We start from the raw sequence: 16,233 nt of genomic DNA, 5'->3' as shown, positions 1-16,233 counted from the left end.
TTTGCGAATTATATATACGCGCTGGTCACTCGCTACAATAGCTTTTTGCTTTATGCTTTCTGCTTTATGCTCAACGAAAATGTTCAAGCAGATCACCGAGTTTCAACTCCGGGTGCGCTTCCATCAACGCATTGACTCTATTCGCGTACGTGCGCATAAACTGTTGATGCTGGATGCTTTCACGGTTAAAAGGCCGGTGCGCGGCTGCCCGGTTAATATCTGCGATCTGGTGTAATAACGCCTGGCTATCTTCACTGATACAAGCCTTCACTACCTGCTCCCACACATAGTTGATGGCGAGTTCGTTGGGATGAACAAGGTCTTCTTTATAAAAACGGTAATCCCGTAAATCATCTATCACCAGTTCATATGCCGGGAAGTAAAAAAGGCGGTTAAATTTATTAACAAGATGATGTACGGCCTGGAGCAACACTGCCTTACTCAGGTTGTTTTCCACCACTCCATCGCGGATGTATCGTACCGGGCTAACGGTAAAGAGTATATTAATTTTCTTATTGCGGAAAAACAGGCGATGCATCACGTTATCCAATGCGGTTACTACTTCATCTACAGTGAGCAAACGCTTGTAGAAGTTACCGGCAGGCACTTTATGACAGTTGCCTACCATGCGGTTATTTTCTTTCAGTACGTAAGCATGTGCAGAACCCAGCGTTAAGATAAGCCAGTCGGCATTTTCGATCGACTGCACCGCTGCCGCCTGCATCTGGTTGATATTGTCCAGCGTAGCTTCCGGCGTTATGCCGGTAAAACGGCTGTGATGGTCCCAGCTATGCCAGGTATCGTTATGCTGAAATAAATCGTCTTGGGTGTATACTTTACCATCCAGGTAGCTCGTCAGCGCGTTGGTGATGCTGAGTGGATTATATAAAATACCGTGTGGATTGATCAGGGTATTAAACCGGTGCTCCTGCAGCTTCTCTCCTATTTCTTCTGCAAAACAGGAACCCATCAGCAACAACTCCTGCTGGTATTGTATATCAGTAGAAAGCGGTGCTACCGGAAAATTCAAATGAAATTGCATGTATGACAGTTAATCTTTAAAAACGGCATCTGCCAGTCGCTCTGCATCCGCAAAGGCATGCAGTGATAAGCTCACCGGTTCCTTGTGTCGCGAGCAGAACGCCAGCATATTTTCCGTGGCCAGGTTGCCCACCAGCTCATCTTTAGCCATCGGACAACCGCCAATGCCTTTAATAGCGCTATCAAAGCGTTTGCAGCCTTGTGCATAGGCTGCGGCTACCTTCTCCTCCCAGTTCTGAGGAGCCGCGTGAAAATGTGCGCCAAATTCTACCTGCGGATATGCCGGGATCAGGTGTTTATACAAACCGGCAATAGTAGCAGGATCTGCTACGCCCACCGTATCGGCGAGAGAAATAATACCGATGTCCATCTTCACCATTTCCGCTACCCACTGTAATACAATTTCCGGGCTATACGGGTCCCCATAAGGGTTCCCGAATCCCATGGAAATATATATCACCAGCTCCTTCCGGTTTTTGATACAGAGTTCCTGCATAGAATGGACCTGCTCCAGGGATTCCGCGATGGTTTTATTGGTATTCCTTAATTGAAAAGTTTCTGATATGGAGAAGGGAAAGCCCAGGTAATTAATTTCATCAAATACCACTGCTTCCTCAGCTCCCCGCAAATTGGCTACAATGGCCAGCAGCTTGCTATGCGTACCGGATAATTCGAGCCGGGGTATTACTTCTTTTGTATCTGCCATTTGAGGAATGGCTTTGGGAGATACAAAACTTCCAAAATCAATCGTATCAAAACCAACTTTTAATAAAGCGTTCAGGTATTCCACCTTCTCATCTGTGCTGATCATCCGGTGCCATCCCTGCATCGCATCGCGCGGGCATTCAATTAATTTTAGCATAACAAACCATTTGCGGTACCAGTCTTATTTATTTACGGTCCTTTGTTTCAGTGCTTCGTACAAGATAATGCCTGCCGCTACCGATACGTTGAATGATTCGAAGTTACCGGCCATAGGTATGCGGAACAGTACATCGGAAGCCTTGATCAATGCAGGGTATACGCCCTTGTCTTCCGATCCCATGATCACCGCTACCGGTTCTTTCAGATCGCAGTCGTACAGCTTTATCTCGGTTTCCATTTCACTCGCCATTACTTTAATACCGTTGAGATGCAGGGTATCAATGGCTTTATTCAGGCTATTTACCCGGCAAACGGAAATTTTTTCCAGGGCGCCGGCGGAGGATTTAATCGCTTCTTCATTCAATGCTGCAATGCCTTTGTCCGGGATGATGATGGCCTGTGCGCCGCAACATACCGCACTACGGGCAATAGCGCCAATATTACGCACGTCGGTAATGCCATCCAGGATCAGGAACAGCGGGGTTTCACCCTGGTCTATCACGTGAGAAATCACATCCTGCAAATCCAGGTAGGTCACATTTCCTGCAATACCCACTACTCCCTGGTGATTGGCCTGCGTGAGTGCATTGAGTTTTTCCACCGGTACATAATTTACCGGGATGTTATTGGTTTGCGCCAATTCTCTGATCTGTGGGATATTATCACCGGTAGCTGTGCGCAGCATATAGATGCGCTCTATTGACCTGCCGGAGTTCAAAGCCTCCAGCATAGGCTGCCGGCCAATGATCATTGACGACTGCTTAGGCCGCTGTGTAGCATATTTTTTCGGGCCACTGTGGCCATCTCTTCTTTCACCTCTGAAAGCGTTAAATTTCCTTTCCATGTGCTGCAAAGGTAACGGGTTTATTTGTTTAATAAGCCCTCATAGCTCATGAGCTTCACTTTTTGTATGGCTGCTACAGATAAGGAATCTGTGATTTCAAAGTCTTTCACCATCCGGTAGGCTTCTTCAAAAGGCACTTTTTTTATATATAACTGCTCCGTTTCCTCCGGCGCTGCCTGGCGTTGTTCCAGCCCCCTGGCCAAAAACACCACCCCTTCCTCATCTGATACGGAATTAGAAAGATCAATCCGTGTAATGACTTCCCAATGCGTCGCTACTAATCCCGTTTCCTCCAGTAACTCCCTTTTGGCGCCATCCAGCGGATCTTCTCCATGCGGACCGCCACCTTCCGGGATTTCCCAGCTAAAGCGCTGCAACGGAAAACGGTACTGCCCCACCAGGTAAATATTCATAGCTGCATCCAGCGCCACTACCCCTATAGCGACATTCTTAAAATGCACCACCCCATAAATACCCGGAGTGCCTGCAGGATTCAGTCCTTCATGATGCCAGACGCTGATCCAGTTGTTATCATATTTCGTTTCCCTGGAATGAATGGTCCAGGGGTTTTTCGTTGTATCCATAGAGTGAAATTACGAATTACGGATTACGAATTACGAATTACGGATTTGTGAGTAGATATAAGCGAAGGTAGTCTTCGCGTTTACCATCTACCCACAAATCCGTAATTCGTAATTCGTAATTCGTAATTTCTCTATAGTGACTTATAATAGTAAAAAGAATTAGTATCCTTTATAAACCCTTCTCTCTCGTAAAGCGCCTGCGCATTCGTATTGGCAATATAGGTTTGTAACATCAGCCAGGCGGCATCTGTTTTTTTACCATGTGCGGCTGCCGCAGCTATCAGCGCTTTGCCTGCACCTTTACCGCGGTGTTCATCCAGCACATATAAATCATTCAGCAGCCAGCCCCGCTTCATGCCAATTGACGTGAAAATGGGATACAGCTGGGTAAAACCCACAATTTCATCTCCCTCCAATACCACAAATATTTCGCTGTCTTTTTTAGTAATTCTTTCTGTAATAAAATTAAGTGCACCTTTGAAATCAGGGGCCTGGTCATAATAACTGCGGTAGGCATCAAATAAAACCGCTACTTCGTTGAGGTGTAACTCCGTTGCCTGAATAACTTCCATAAAATATTTTATTAAATGCCTCCTCAATTTAACGCATTTCCCTAACAAAAGAAAAGATGTCCGTTCCGGTAAACACCGGGGTGAACATCTGACTATTAACTTCTACCTTAAAAATATAGCTATTACTATTTTGTAGTCGTGGCAAGACTTTTCTTATTCTTATTAATTGCGCTATTCACGAGGTAAACACCGCCAATAGTGATCAACGAACAGATACCTGTTAACCACGTCAACTGCTCATGTAAAATCAGCCATCCCAGTAACACCGCTACTATCGGGTTGATGTAAGCATAAATAGATACCTGCGCCGGTGGCAGATTATTCAACGCAAACACATACGCGGAATAAGAAAACACCGATCCTACCAACACCAGGTACAACAAGCTTTCCCACAGGTCTGTGGTAAACGTGCTAACCTCAATACGTTGCCCCAGGAAGAAGGTAGCTACCAGCAACATAATTACACCGCTGAAAAACATCTGGAAGCCGGCACCATACAGGTAATTCACTCCCAGCGCCCACTTTGCCGTAAGTACAGATCCCAATGCCCAGAAAATACAGGATCCAAAGGCGATGAGGATGCCAAACTGGAAATCCGGGTTCATTAAACTCGACAGGTAATTATAAAAGATACCCGCCACACCGCCAAAGCCGAGGATCATACCAATGATCAGCTGTAAACTAAGCCGGGTACGTTGTACCAGGAAATAGCTGGTAATGGTAATCCAGATGGGAATGGTGGCCGCAATGATGGCGCCTAATCCGCTGGGAATAAATTTCATGGCCCAGGTAAGCAACCCGTTGCCGCCACAAAGCATGAGGGTACCAATGATAAACAACTTCGACAATACCAATTTTCCGGGCAGCTTATATCCACGTAATAAAAAGAATCCCGTTAATAAAAATCCGGCTGTCGCCTGTCTTATGCCTGCCAGCATCACGCCGTGCATGTGCCTCACCCCTACGCTGGAAGCCAGGTAGGTGGTTCCCCAAAAAATACTTACAATGGCAAGCGCGATGTAAGCATTTGTCCTTGTTTTACGCATAAGTATATTTATTCACTATTTTTTCTGCCAATGTACTCATGGTATGATACACCATGGTAACATCTTTCTCACTGGTTCTCCAGTTCACCAATGCCGCGCGAATGGCCTGCCGTCCATCATAACTGGTGGCCGTCATACATACTACGCCAGAGGCATTCAGCAGATCCAGGTATTCTGTTACAGCTTCTGCTTCGTCTGCCACAGCTACATTCAGCGTAAAACAAACCACACAGAGTCTTACCGGCGATAGCAATACAAAATTCGCATCCTCTTCCAGCAGGCTACCGAGCTGTTTCGCCAGTGTAATATTATTTTCTACCAGCGAACGATATCCTTCTTTGCCGTAGGCCATTAGTGTAAACCAGGCTGGTAAGGCACGGTTCCGCCGCGAGTTTTCAGGTATATAATTAATGAAATTGAATTGGGTGGAAGGATCTCCCAGGTAAGCAGCGCCGGCATTCTGAAACACCATTGATTGCAACTGCGGATGCCGGCAAAAAATCATGGCGGCATCATAAGGTACATTCAACCATTTATGTGCGTCGATGGTAATACTGTCTGCCTGCTCCCAGCCATTCAGCAAATGTTTCCACTGATCGCTGCAGGCTGCAAATCCACCGAAGGCAGCGTCTACATGCAGCCAGAAGTTATACTTATCCCGCAGCTTTACCAATGCGGCGATATCGTCAAAGTCGACGGTATTCACAGTACCTGCATTAGCGACGTATATAAAAGGTCCATTGTTTTCCTGCAGGTACGTTTCCAATGCGGCGATGTCCACACTTTCCCGGCATTCGGGAACGGCTATACGAACCAGGTTATTCCGGCCGATGCCCAGCATAGACATTGCTTTGCTGATACTGGAATGCGGCGTCCCGGACAATACTTTAAGGGTACCTAATGCTCCCAGTCCGTCTGCAGCTACATCTATCCCCAACTGTTGCCCCAGCCACTGCCTCGCTACCGCCAAGCCGGTAAAGTTCGACATGGTAGCACCTGTTGTAAAACAGCCCAGGAATGCTTCCGGCAACCCAAATAATTCTTTTAGTAAAGCGATGGTTTCCGTTTCCACATAAAAAGCGGCAGAACTTTTATCCGATGAATTCAAATCCATGGCGGCGGTAAGCCAATCGCCCATCAATGAAGCAGGAGTTACCCCACCGGTAACAAAGCCCCAGTAGCGTGGCCCTGCGGCCGCGGTAATACTGTTGCCATATTGTTGCCGGAACATTTCCAGGGTAGCAGCGCCTCCTAATCCCTTATCGGGCAGGGATAAACGATTGTTGATGGTCACCTGCTTATCGGCGGCCAGTTTATCGATAGAAGACAAAAATTTGCTACTGAAATCTTTGGTTAACTGTAAAAGCTGATCTGTATGTTTCAGATCATCCTGCAATTTCAAATCCATGGTTACACGACGTTGATATGTGATCGGTTGTAATTCAGGATCAAAATTGAGATAATTATTAATGCTAAAACAGATGCAGTTTTGTAAATTTCGAGGATATCAGATTGGGAAGGGCGGAAAGCGGAAAGCAGAAAGCAGAAAGCAAAAAGCTATTGTCGCGAGTGCTTAAAGCGTAGGACCATCCTTTGGTCACTCGCTACAATAGCTTTTTGCTTTCTGCTTTCTGCTTCTTCACAGCAACCCCGTAAACAAATCCATCCGCTCATGTTCTATCAGCCAGCGTTTGCGCCAGATGCCGCCGGCATAACCGGTAAGCGTTCCATTGGCGCCAATTACCCGGTGGCAGGGCACGATAATGGCGAGCCGGTTCTTGCCATTGGTAGTACCTACGGCGCGAATACTTTTAGGATTGTGAATACGACGGGCCAGTTGCTGATAAGAAATGGTTTGGCCGAATGGAATGGCTAACAGTTGTTGCCACACAGTTTGCTGGAAATCGGTGCCCTCCTGTGAAAGCGGCAAATCAAACACTTTGCGCTCGCCGGCAAAGTATTCATATAACTGCTGCGCACAATCCAGCAACAAAGCGGGGGCCTGCGGGAAATCAACCGCCGGTGCGTCCGTAAAGGATACGGCATTGATATGTTCGGTAGTGCCGCTAATCAACAGCGGTCCAACGGGGGTGTCTATACGTAAATGATATACTCCTTCTTCCATGCTGATAGTCTATTGGGGTAATAAGGACCTCCACAAATAAAAAGTGGCATATGCCGCATGTTCCTTCCAGGGCCGGGTGTATTCCTTTAAGGCGGTCATGGAAGGTTTACTTTCCAAATTTAATCTATTTTTTATAGCATTCTGCAAACCAACATCTTCCAGTAGTACAGATTGTGGGAAACGCCGGTATTTCATCAATGCATAATTAGCCGACCAGTTACCAATACCTTTGATAGATACCAGTCTTTCCAACGCGGCTTCATAACTCATCTCATCTAAAACCGCTTCGCTCAGGTAACCACTGGCCATCTGCCGGGCTGTTTCCACCAGGTATTTGGCTTTACTACGGGAAAACTGCATGGGGGCCAGTACTTCCGGCTCCAGTGCGGCAATAACGGCCGGATGCGGGTACAAATAAAAATCGGTGTTGTTTACCACCGCATGGTATCCAAAATGGGTAATAAAGCGCTGACGCAGCGTATACGCAAACGCCAGGTTGATTTGCTGGCCGATAATAGGCCAGGTAATGGCTTCAAACAAATCCGGCATACCGATCAATCGCAGGCCATGATATTCCTGCGCAAGGCCTTTTAACAACGGATCAGTGTTGGTGTAATCGTAGAAAGGCTGCAAACTGGCATCCAGGTGCAACCAATGGGTAATAAACTGTTTAATCGGTTCTTCCGCTACCTCACCGCCTACTGGTGCCAGCACCGTTACTTCGAGGTATTCCGGTTTGGGTGCAGGTCCTATTTCCACTACCACCGGAGTTCCTGCTGATAATAACATCCGTTGCACTTTTCCCTGCTGTATATAGTGCAAGCATTCTCTATCTGATCTACCCAGGAACCGCAGGCACTCCTCGAATGAAAAATGCTGCGGTTCATGAATGGGAATCCATATTTTTTGCAAAGCCATACGCAAAGTTACGCAACGCCCGCTTGCGATAACTGCGATTTCTTGCTGTTTTTTCACGCGAAGAAGCAAAGGGAGCAAAGGAGCATGTTTTATATAAATTTTCTTTGCTCCTTTGCGTCTCTGCGTGAAAGAATCAACCTAATGGTTGTTTCCGTGCTGCCACCGACAGCCTGTTCCAGGTGTTGATCATCGAAATGGCCAGGAGGAGCTGCGCTATTTCCTGTTGTGTGAATACCGCTGCCGCTGCGTTGTACACGTCGTCCGGCACATGCGTGGAGCTTACCAGGGTAACCGATTCCGTGAGCGCCAGGGCTGCACGTTCTTTGTCGGTATAGTAAGGCGCTTCATGCCATGCATTCAAGGCATAGATACGTTGTTCGGTTTCCCCCATTTTACGGGCATCTTTGGTATGCATGTTCAAACAAAAAGCACAGCCGTTGATCTGGGAAGCCCTGATTTTAACCAGCTCAGACAAGGTTTTATCCAGTCCCAGGCCATTGATAAAATCCTGCAGCGCCAATAAAGCGTTCAGTGAACCGGGCACCAGTTTATAAAGGTCCATTCTTTCTTCCATGATGGTATTAATTTAGTTTGAAGTGATCTGGTAAATAATTTTAGTAGAAAAATTGTTCGCGGATAATTTTATCCTCTTTCAAATGATATATACATAACTCGTTTCTCGTTCGTCGCCCTATCCCCTTAATTGTTACGTCCATCAGCAGTTGTATGGCAAAGTAATCGTCTGCCACAATAGGATCGGATATTTCGAGCAGGTGCCGCTCCTCAATATTATCGAGGAACAGGCGTTCTTTGGCCATGATGGCCGGCAATCCTGTGGCAATACGGCCATCTGGTTCTACATTTACTGCGTCTTCATGAAAAAGTGTGGCCTGTGCTTCCGGAAATTTCCACTCCCGGCATAGTTGTACCAAAGTGTTAGCCACTTGTTTTACGACTGTCATACTAGCGATTTGTGGATACAAAATAACAGCAAACAACATAACCAAAACAGATACAGAATAACGAATATTAAAGCATAACAGATTACCTTTGGTGAGATGAAAAAAAATAACGGCTTTCTATATCTGCAGTTAGCGGAAAAAATTCAGCAAATGATTGGTGGTGGCTCGTATGCGGTGGGCGACAAGCTTCCTTCCGTGCGTTCACTTCATTTGGAACATGGCATCAGTATCAGCACGGCGTTACAGGTTTACACACATCTTGAAAAAACGGGCTGGGTAGAAGCCCGGGAAAAATCGGGTTACTTCGTACGGTACTCACATAATATCCGGCCGGCATTACCGCCGGTATCCAACCCGTTGCCAACAGCCTGCCAGGTACAGGTCAATGAAAAACTCGCGATGTTCCGTAAAACTGCCAGCGCACAAAAAACTATTTCGCTGATAGGCGCTTCACCGGAAACGTCCCTGCTGCCAACCGCCAAATTAAAGCGGGCCTTACAGCTCTGCGCGCGCGAACTGGATACTTCGTATATCCCTTATGGTGATATCTCGGGGTATGAACCTTTTCGCCGGCATATTGCCAAACATTGCCTCAACTGGGGGCGTGCGGTATTGCCCAATGAAATTATTGTCACCAATGGCGCCATAGAGGCGGCGGTGCTTTGCCTGCGCGCCGTAGCTAAAGCCGGCGACACTATCGCTATTGAATCCCCTACTTTTTTTGGATTGCTGCTGGGCATAGAAAGCCTGGGCATGAAAGCGCTGGAAATCCCTACTGATCCGGTAACAGGTATTAGCCTGGATGCACTTGAAGATGCCTTCAAAAAAAAGAAAGTACAGGCCTGCCTGTTTGTGACCAATTATAATAATCCCCTCGGCAGTTGCATGCCCGATAGCCGTAAAGAGCAACTGGCAAAGCTATTACAGCAATACCAGGTGCCCATGATAGAAGATGATGTGTATGGCGATCTGCATTTTGCACCGGAACGCCCCCGCACCGTGAAATCGTATGATGAAGAAGGACTCGTCATGTATTGTTCCTCCTGGTCTAAATCCATTGCCGCGGGCCTTCGTATCGGCTGGGTGATTGGTGGCCGTTATCATGAAAGAATAGCGCAGTTAAAATTCATGACTTCCGCAGCTACCGGTTTATTGCCCCAACTGGTGTTAACGAAGTTCCTGGACCAGCAACGACTGGATTTACACCTGAAATCATTGCGGCAACAACTCAACATACAAACCATGCAAATGACGAGAGCCATACAGGAGTACTTTCCGGCAGATACCCAATTGACGCGACCCAATGGGGGTATCAGTTTATGGGTAGTGCTGCCACCGAAAGTAAATACCTGGCAACTGCATGAAGCAGCCGTAGCGCAAGGCATTACGTTTACACCGGGATCGCTGTTTTCCAGCCAGGACCGCTATCACAACTGCATCCGGCTTACCAATGCCAATCCCTGGGATGAAGACCAGGAGTGGGCCGTGCAAACGCTCGGACGGCTAAGTAGTGAACAATTAAAATAATATCCCCCGAAAAAATAAAAATAAAACAGATGGCAAATTTGTAAATTTGACCAGATCAGATTTGCATTGCCATGATAAAAACCGCCGATCACCTGTACCTGCAGGTAGCTGATAACATAGAACAGCTGATAGAAAAAGATGTCATGAAAATCGGGGAAAAACTCCCGTCTGTACGCATGCTCAGCAAGCAACAAGGGATCAGTTTAACCACTGCTTTCCAGGCCTACTATCACCTCGAATCAAAAGGGTTGATTGAATCCCGGCCTAAATCAGGTTATTATATCCGTTTTACTTCCAGGCGTATGCCGGCTATGCCATCCACCTGTGCACCGGTAAAGAAAGCCAGCGAAGCCACGGTCAGTGATATGGTGATGGAAGTATTCAACCAGATCCGCAATCCTAATTTTTTGAATCTCTCTGTAGCCACACCTCCACCGGATGTGTTGCCGGCGGCCAAAATGGCGAAAGCCGTGGTACATGCACTACGCAATCTGCCCAACAATGGCATTGGCTATGAGCCACTGGCAGGCAATGCGCTGCTGCGCGGGCAGGTGGCGCGGATGTCGCTCGGCTGGGGCGGTGCCTATACCGCAGATGATGTGGTAACTACCAGCGGCTGTATGGATGCGCTTACGCTGTGCCTGACGGCTATCACGCAACCAGGCGATACCATCGCGATTGAAAGCCCGGCTTATTATGGATCTATGCAACTGGCGGAAAGTTTAGGGCTGAGGGTGCTGGAAGTGCCTACCCACCCGGTGTGTGGCATAGACCTGGCTTATCTCGATAAAGCTATTCCCCGTCATAAGATCAAGGCTTGTCTTTTTGTGACCAACTACAATAACCCATTGGGTTCCTGTATGCCGGATAAAAATAAAAAAGAGCTGGTAGACATGATGGTGAAGTATGATATTGCCCTGATAGAAGATGATATTTACGGGGATCTTTATTTCTCCAAACAACGCCCGGCCAACTGCAAAACTTTTGATAAATACGGGCATGTACTGCTCTGCAATTCCTTTTCCAAATCGCTGGCACCAGGCTACCGCGTTGGCTGGACCATGCCGGGCAAATACAAGGAAAAGGTGCTGATGATGAAACAGAATCACTCTATCGCCTGCGCATCGCTGCCACAGGCGGCGGTAGGACATTTCCTGGAAATTGGCCGCTATGAATTCCATTTAAGAAATCTGCGGAAGATGTTACACACCCAGTGTTTACGGTATTCCCAGGCCATCAGCGAATACTTTCCGGAAGGCACCCGTATTTCCCGGCCACAGGGCGGTTGTGTGCTGTGGGTAGAACTGGATGAATCCATCAATACCTTTGAACTATTCCAGCAGGCCCTCAAACATAAGATCAGCTTCTGTCCCGGCAGAATTTTCTCCCTGCAGAATAAATACAACAACTGTATGCGCATCAGCTTCGGTAATCCATGGAGCAAGCAGGTAGATGATGGGTTGAAGACATTAGGTAAACTCATTAAAAAAATGAGTGCATAAAAAAGACCGGAATAAGATTATCCCGGCCCTCTAACTTACAACTTATTATGTTTTGCACACTATTGCTAATTGCAGTCAACTGCCCGTATAGCAAGCGGCAGTTGACCTGCAACTAATGGGATTAGCATTCAAACAACCGTTAACTGTAATCAACAAAGAAAATCTTTTTGATGTCCTTGCTGCTGGTGCAGCATTTGCACAATGCTGCACACTGCAACGCCCAGGATCATTTATTAAGCGATCAACGGGTGTACCATAAGTCCACCGTCTACATTATATTCTGCGCCTGTAATGAACGACGCTTCATCTGAAGCCAGGAAAGTAACCATGTTCGCAATGTCTTCCGCCTTTCCTAACCGGCCTATGGGCGTAACGTTGCCGAGGTGTGTTTTGAAAACATCCGGCAAGCCTACTTTTTCCAACAGGGGAGTATCAATGATACCCGGATTCACTACGTTCACACGTATTTTGCGGCCGGACAGTTCCCTCGACAAAGTTCTGCCGAGCGAGTTTAATGCGGCCTTGCTGGCAGACAACGCCGTGGCGTTAACAGAACCTGCATAAGCATTCAGTGCCGATAACAAGGTAATAGAACCGCCATCATTCAGGATAGGTAATAATGCCTGTATGGTGAAAAAGGCGCCTTTGAAATTAACATTCATTAATTCATCGTATAAGCCTGGTGTAACCGTTTCAAACGGTGCCAGTTTCGCCACACCTGCATTTATAAACAAGGCATCAATCTTTCCAAATCTTCCCTGCACATATTCCGCTAACCGCTTTGCATCGCCTAAATCTGCCTGATCCGCTTTAAATCCTTCAGCCGGATGTCCGAGTGAATGTACCGCGTCCTGTATCGCTGCAGGATTACGGCCTGTTATCAATACCTTTGCGCCCTTTGCTAAAAATGATTTGGCGGTTGCGTAACCTATGCCGCTGTTACCTCCTGTGATAACAACGATTTTATCTTTCAATGATGACATGAATAACTGAATTGAGAAATTAGGCGATTAAAGGATGAACAGTCAAACCGCCATCTACATTGTACTCGGCGCCGGTGATGAAAGAGGCTTCGTCTGAAGAGAGGAAGGATACCAGTTTAGCCACTTCCTCCGGAAGTCCTAATCTTCCTAAGGGCATCCTTGCTGCAAGCAGCTCATGATTCAGCGCCTCTCTTGGAATACCTGCCTTTTCAAAGATCGGTGTATCTATAGGGCCCGGATTCACTACGTTCACCCTGATTTTTCTGCCTGCAAGTTCCCTTGATAAAGTACGGCCTAATGAATTCAGTCCTGCCTTGGTGGCGCTGTATACTGCTGATCCAGGCATACCGGCGTACGCATTAACTGAGGATAACAGGATAATAGTACCGCCATCATTGATTAACGGGAGTAAGTGCTGAACCGTGAAAAATGCTCCTTTCAGATTGCTGTCCATCATACTGTCGAAAACTTCTTCCGTTACGTCGGCAAAGTTCCCAAATTTGCCACCGCCTGCATTTACAAACAGGATGTCTATCTTCCCATAACGGTCACGCACATACTCCGCTAATTTTGCTGCGTCTTCTATCTTTCCCTGGTCTGCTATAAAACTATCGGTTCCGTTGCCAAGTGCATCCACTGCCTGCTGTACGGCATCTGGTCTGCGACCTGTGATTAATACCTTTGCGCCTTTCTCCAGGAAATCTGCTGCTGTTGCATATCCTATACCGCTGTTACCGCCCGTGATAACCGCTGTCTTATTTTGTAATAGTCCCATTCTATTGATTTATTTAAGTTTATCAATGTAATAATTTCAAAAAAAAGAGAATTATCTTCTCTCCCTAAAAATAAATTCAAAAACTTCAATGTATTAATCTATAAAAAAAGCTGTTGGTAAACCCGCCCGGTAGTCCCTCAGCTTAATTGTAAAAAGAACATCGACAGTTGCTTCATCATCTCTTTATTGAGTGTTAACTCCACAATTCTGCCATTTTTAGAAGAATTCAGCACACCGCTATCTACCAGGATCTTCACATGATGCGACACCGTAGGTTGCGATAAACATGTAAACTCACATACATCACCACAAATCAGCTTGCCCTTCTTAACAACCTCCATTATAATAGTTAATCGGTGTTTGTCGGCGATGGCATTTGCTGCTTTCTCTATAACTGCTAAATCCATGCAACAAAAGTAATACATTTTTTCAAATATCGAAATGTTTCGATGAATTTTTTTTCGCCCACTTCCCGTTTTTTTATCGCAACCTGGTTAATAACCGCCATAGCAGGGGCATACAGCGGCTCCGGCAGGGTTTAAAAAAATGAGCAGCGTACGGACAATCAGGGGTATCCTCCCCTTTTTCCAGGCACTGCTTAATAGTTGCACCCGGTACATTTTTCCCTTATCTTGCGATTACCTGTGCCAGACCTCCTGCCACAGTGTTATGAAATATGCCAAACAACTATTGCTATGAAAACCATGAGAAAACACCTTTTATTGCCTGTAGCATTATTGACACTTGCCGCCTGTCACGAGAGCAAAGTCACCGAAGAACATACTGCTACTGCCGCTGCACCACCATCCGACATTCCCGCAGACGCTGAAAAAATTTCACAACCTTGCGCCATACTATATGCGCCTGATAGCGCCCGGCTTGAAAAGTTGAAAAAAGAAAATGGAGAAGAAGCCTTTTACACCATGGCAGACGATAACCAGAACTACCTGGCAGATGCCCGTATGTTCCTGGAAGGAAAAGGAGTAAAGATTATGGCGCCCAACGGTGGCAAACTCCATTTCGAATCCAAATCCGGGCACACTACCACTATTGATTTAAGCGATCCTAAATACAACTGGGAAGCCTGGCTGTATGATGGTAACAAAGTGAATAAAATAGATCTGACAAATATTGAGAATGAATATTTGAAGTATATGAAGAAGTAGCAGAAAGCTGAAAGCAGAAAGCAAAAAGCTATTGTAGCGAATGATCAAAGCGAATAGATATTTAATTCTTCGCTTTGATCATTCGCTACAATAGCTTTTTGCTTTCTGCTTTCAGCTTTCTGCTTTCCCTCAAAAGACCTCAGCCCAGCCGCTTCCTCCTCAAATACTGTTTAATCCCTAAAACCATTACTACTGTAGCAAATATGCCTATCAATGCAGGAAATAACCAAACACCGCCCATATCATAACAGAGCTTTTCGGTGCTGGTCATCCGGATGCGGCCACCGGTGGCCTCCCAGTCCACCAATTCCCGGTATCTTAGTACAGCAAAAATATAAAATGCCACACTGACCACCAGCGTCAATACCAATCCGGGCCATGCCTTTTTAGACATGCCATTTACATATTCATATTCACTATCGTGGTAAACGAGCTTCTTTTTGGGTGAAGGGGTTTCTTCCATATGTATTTTTATTTTTCAGCGCGCGTTACATTATAAACTCTTCCGGGTGAACTCTGCGCGTCACGCGGCAGCATAAAAAAGTAGTTGTATTGGTGAAGACTCTTCAGAGAAATGATCACCGGTGTTGCATTGAAAGTCGTCGTTTCCTTTTCCAGGTCTTCCCAGAAACCGGAAGTATATGGATTGACAGGCTTTTCCGCAGTACCGATCCTGCTGGCGTTGCCGGGGATGACGAAAATACTGTCGCCCTGGATATCTTTCACTTTATACAACGCATATACGTCGTTGGTACTGGTGGCTGAATTTCCATCTATCACCAAAGTACCACCGTTATTAGCATAATAAATATCGCCTGGTTTTGGATCTGCTACATAGCCGGCCACTTCTTTATCGCTGCGGTCTTTTTTAAACTTCGCGATTCTCGCAAAGAGTGCCAGTACCAGGATAAAGGACGGAATGACAATCATTCCTCTCCACAAACGCAGCGGCGTGCGGGTGCCCGCTTTCAGCTCCTTATATTTCGCAGTAATTTCAGGTGTCCATTTCGACGCCGGGATCCTTTCTCCGTTGTCGCAAAAAGCAACACCGAATTTCAGGGTAGGCATCATAGGACCAAAAAACCAGAGGTAGCGCTGCAATACCGCAATGGTCACGCCGGTGCCGCCACCATTGGCTGCAGGACATGCCAGGTCCGGATAATGTTTCCGGGTATGCTCCATAGATCTGATCTGGTAAACAATAATCATAAATATCTGGGTTATGAGTGATGGTTCTTCCTAATGGTTTTATAGCAAGGCTACATGACATTCAAGGCCGGGCTAAAAAACGGGGATTGCAAATCCGCTGCAATATTCCGGAATT

At 46.4% G+C, this 16,233-nt stretch carries 19 protein-coding genes; 3 read left to right on the top strand and 16 right to left on the bottom strand.

Annotated features, from left to right (window positions below; translation table 11 throughout):
* Positions 1-70 precede the first annotated feature (70 nt).
* The 11 genes from J7623_RS07105 to J7623_RS07055 all read right to left on the bottom strand — a co-directional run bounded on the left by J7623_RS07105 (position 71) and on the right by J7623_RS07055 (position 8,956).
* Complete coding sequence (locus J7623_RS07105; protein WP_291918993.1) at positions 71-1,042, bottom strand: GSCFA domain-containing protein; 972 nt, start codon at positions 1,040-1,042, stop codon at positions 71-73.
* 9 nt (positions 1,043-1,051) lie between these two features.
* Positions 1,052-1,903: a hydroxymethylglutaryl-CoA lyase gene (locus tag J7623_RS07100; protein ID WP_291918991.1), complete on the bottom strand. Its 852-nt coding sequence runs from the start codon at positions 1,901-1,903 to the stop codon at positions 1,052-1,054.
* Positions 1,904-1,927: 24 nt separating this feature from the next.
* Positions 1,928-2,749, bottom strand: coding sequence for a 23S rRNA (guanosine(2251)-2'-O)-methyltransferase RlmB (gene rlmB, locus J7623_RS07095; RefSeq protein ID WP_291918988.1), 822 nt, complete (start codon positions 2,747-2,749; stop codon positions 1,928-1,930).
* A 20-nt stretch (positions 2,750-2,769) separates the two neighbouring features.
* Entirely contained in the window at positions 2,770-3,333 is a 564-nt protein-coding gene (locus tag J7623_RS07090; RefSeq protein ID WP_291918986.1) for an NUDIX hydrolase, read from the bottom strand.
* Positions 3,334-3,464: 131 nt separating this feature from the next.
* On the bottom strand, positions 3,465-3,905 hold the full coding sequence (locus J7623_RS07085; protein ID WP_291918984.1) for a GNAT family N-acetyltransferase: 441 nt from the start codon (positions 3,903-3,905) through the stop codon (positions 3,465-3,467).
* Positions 3,906-4,030: 125 nt separating this feature from the next.
* Positions 4,031-4,951, bottom strand: coding sequence for an EamA family transporter (locus tag J7623_RS07080; RefSeq protein ID WP_291918981.1), 921 nt, complete (start codon positions 4,949-4,951; stop codon positions 4,031-4,033).
* On the bottom strand, positions 4,944-6,359 hold the full coding sequence (locus tag J7623_RS07075; protein ID WP_291918980.1) for a pyridoxal-dependent decarboxylase: 1,416 nt from the start codon (positions 6,357-6,359) through the stop codon (positions 4,944-4,946). Before J7623_RS07075 ends, J7623_RS07080 begins: the two co-directional genes overlap by 8 nt.
* Positions 6,360-6,590: 231 nt before the next feature.
* On the bottom strand, positions 6,591-7,076 hold the full coding sequence (locus J7623_RS07070; protein ID WP_291918978.1) for a methylated-DNA--[protein]-cysteine S-methyltransferase: 486 nt from the start codon (positions 7,074-7,076) through the stop codon (positions 6,591-6,593).
* 9 nt (positions 7,077-7,085) lie between these two features.
* A complete protein-coding gene (locus tag J7623_RS07065; protein WP_291918976.1) occupies positions 7,086-7,865 on the bottom strand; it encodes a DNA-3-methyladenine glycosylase in 780 nt (259 codons plus the stop codon).
* A gap of 262 nt (positions 7,866-8,127) precedes the next feature.
* A complete protein-coding gene (locus tag J7623_RS07060; protein WP_291918974.1) occupies positions 8,128-8,568 on the bottom strand; it encodes a carboxymuconolactone decarboxylase family protein in 441 nt (146 codons plus the stop codon).
* A 40-nt stretch (positions 8,569-8,608) separates the two neighbouring features.
* Positions 8,609-8,956, bottom strand: coding sequence for a nuclear transport factor 2 family protein (locus J7623_RS07055; RefSeq protein ID WP_291918972.1), 348 nt, complete (start codon positions 8,954-8,956; stop codon positions 8,609-8,611).
* A gap of 96 nt (positions 8,957-9,052) precedes the next feature.
* Here J7623_RS07055 and J7623_RS07050 point away from each other — a divergent pair, with 96 nt between their 5' ends.
* Positions 9,053-10,483 carry a PLP-dependent aminotransferase family protein gene (locus J7623_RS07050; RefSeq protein WP_291918969.1) on the top strand — a complete coding sequence of 477 codons (1,431 nt, stop codon included), beginning with the start codon at positions 9,053-9,055 and terminating at the stop codon, positions 10,481-10,483.
* Positions 10,484-10,554: 71 nt separating this feature from the next.
* Positions 10,555-11,985: a PLP-dependent aminotransferase family protein gene (locus J7623_RS07045; RefSeq protein WP_291918967.1), complete on the top strand. Its 1,431-nt coding sequence runs from the start codon at positions 10,555-10,557 to the stop codon at positions 11,983-11,985.
* A 233-nt stretch (positions 11,986-12,218) separates the two neighbouring features.
* Here J7623_RS07045 and J7623_RS07040 read toward each other — a convergent pair whose 3' ends face one another.
* The 3 genes from J7623_RS07040 to J7623_RS07030 all read right to left on the bottom strand — a co-directional run bounded on the left by J7623_RS07040 (position 12,219) and on the right by J7623_RS07030 (position 14,150).
* A complete protein-coding gene (locus J7623_RS07040; protein WP_291918965.1) occupies positions 12,219-12,968 on the bottom strand; it encodes an SDR family oxidoreductase in 750 nt (249 codons plus the stop codon).
* A gap of 19 nt (positions 12,969-12,987) precedes the next feature.
* Entirely contained in the window at positions 12,988-13,743 is a 756-nt protein-coding gene (locus J7623_RS07035) for an SDR family oxidoreductase (RefSeq protein ID WP_291918962.1), read from the bottom strand.
* 137 nt (positions 13,744-13,880) lie between these two features.
* Positions 13,881-14,150 (bottom strand): ArsR family transcriptional regulator, encoded by a 270-nt coding sequence (locus J7623_RS07030; RefSeq protein ID WP_291918960.1) that lies wholly within the window; start codon positions 14,148-14,150, stop codon positions 13,881-13,883.
* Between the two features lie 288 nt (positions 14,151-14,438).
* Between J7623_RS07030 and J7623_RS07025 the strand changes: the two genes are divergently transcribed.
* Complete coding sequence (locus J7623_RS07025) at positions 14,439-14,909, top strand: hypothetical protein (RefSeq protein ID WP_291918957.1); 471 nt, start codon at positions 14,439-14,441, stop codon at positions 14,907-14,909.
* Positions 14,910-15,048: 139 nt separating this feature from the next.
* On the opposite strand, the gene J7623_RS07020 is transcribed toward J7623_RS07025, so the two are convergent.
* Together J7623_RS07020 and J7623_RS07015 are read right to left on the bottom strand one after the other, a co-directional pair.
* Positions 15,049-15,372, bottom strand: coding sequence for a hypothetical protein (locus J7623_RS07020; protein WP_291918955.1), 324 nt, complete (start codon positions 15,370-15,372; stop codon positions 15,049-15,051).
* An 8-nt stretch (positions 15,373-15,380) separates the two neighbouring features.
* On the bottom strand, positions 15,381-16,118 hold the full coding sequence (locus tag J7623_RS07015) for a hypothetical protein (RefSeq protein ID WP_291918953.1): 738 nt from the start codon (positions 16,116-16,118) through the stop codon (positions 15,381-15,383).
* Positions 16,119-16,233 lie beyond the last annotated feature (115 nt).

This window comes from Chitinophaga sp., from assembly GCF_017745275.1.
GTDB lineage: Bacteria > Bacteroidota > Bacteroidia > Chitinophagales > Chitinophagaceae > Chitinophaga.
This window is presented reverse-complemented; position numbering and strand designations above follow the sequence as displayed.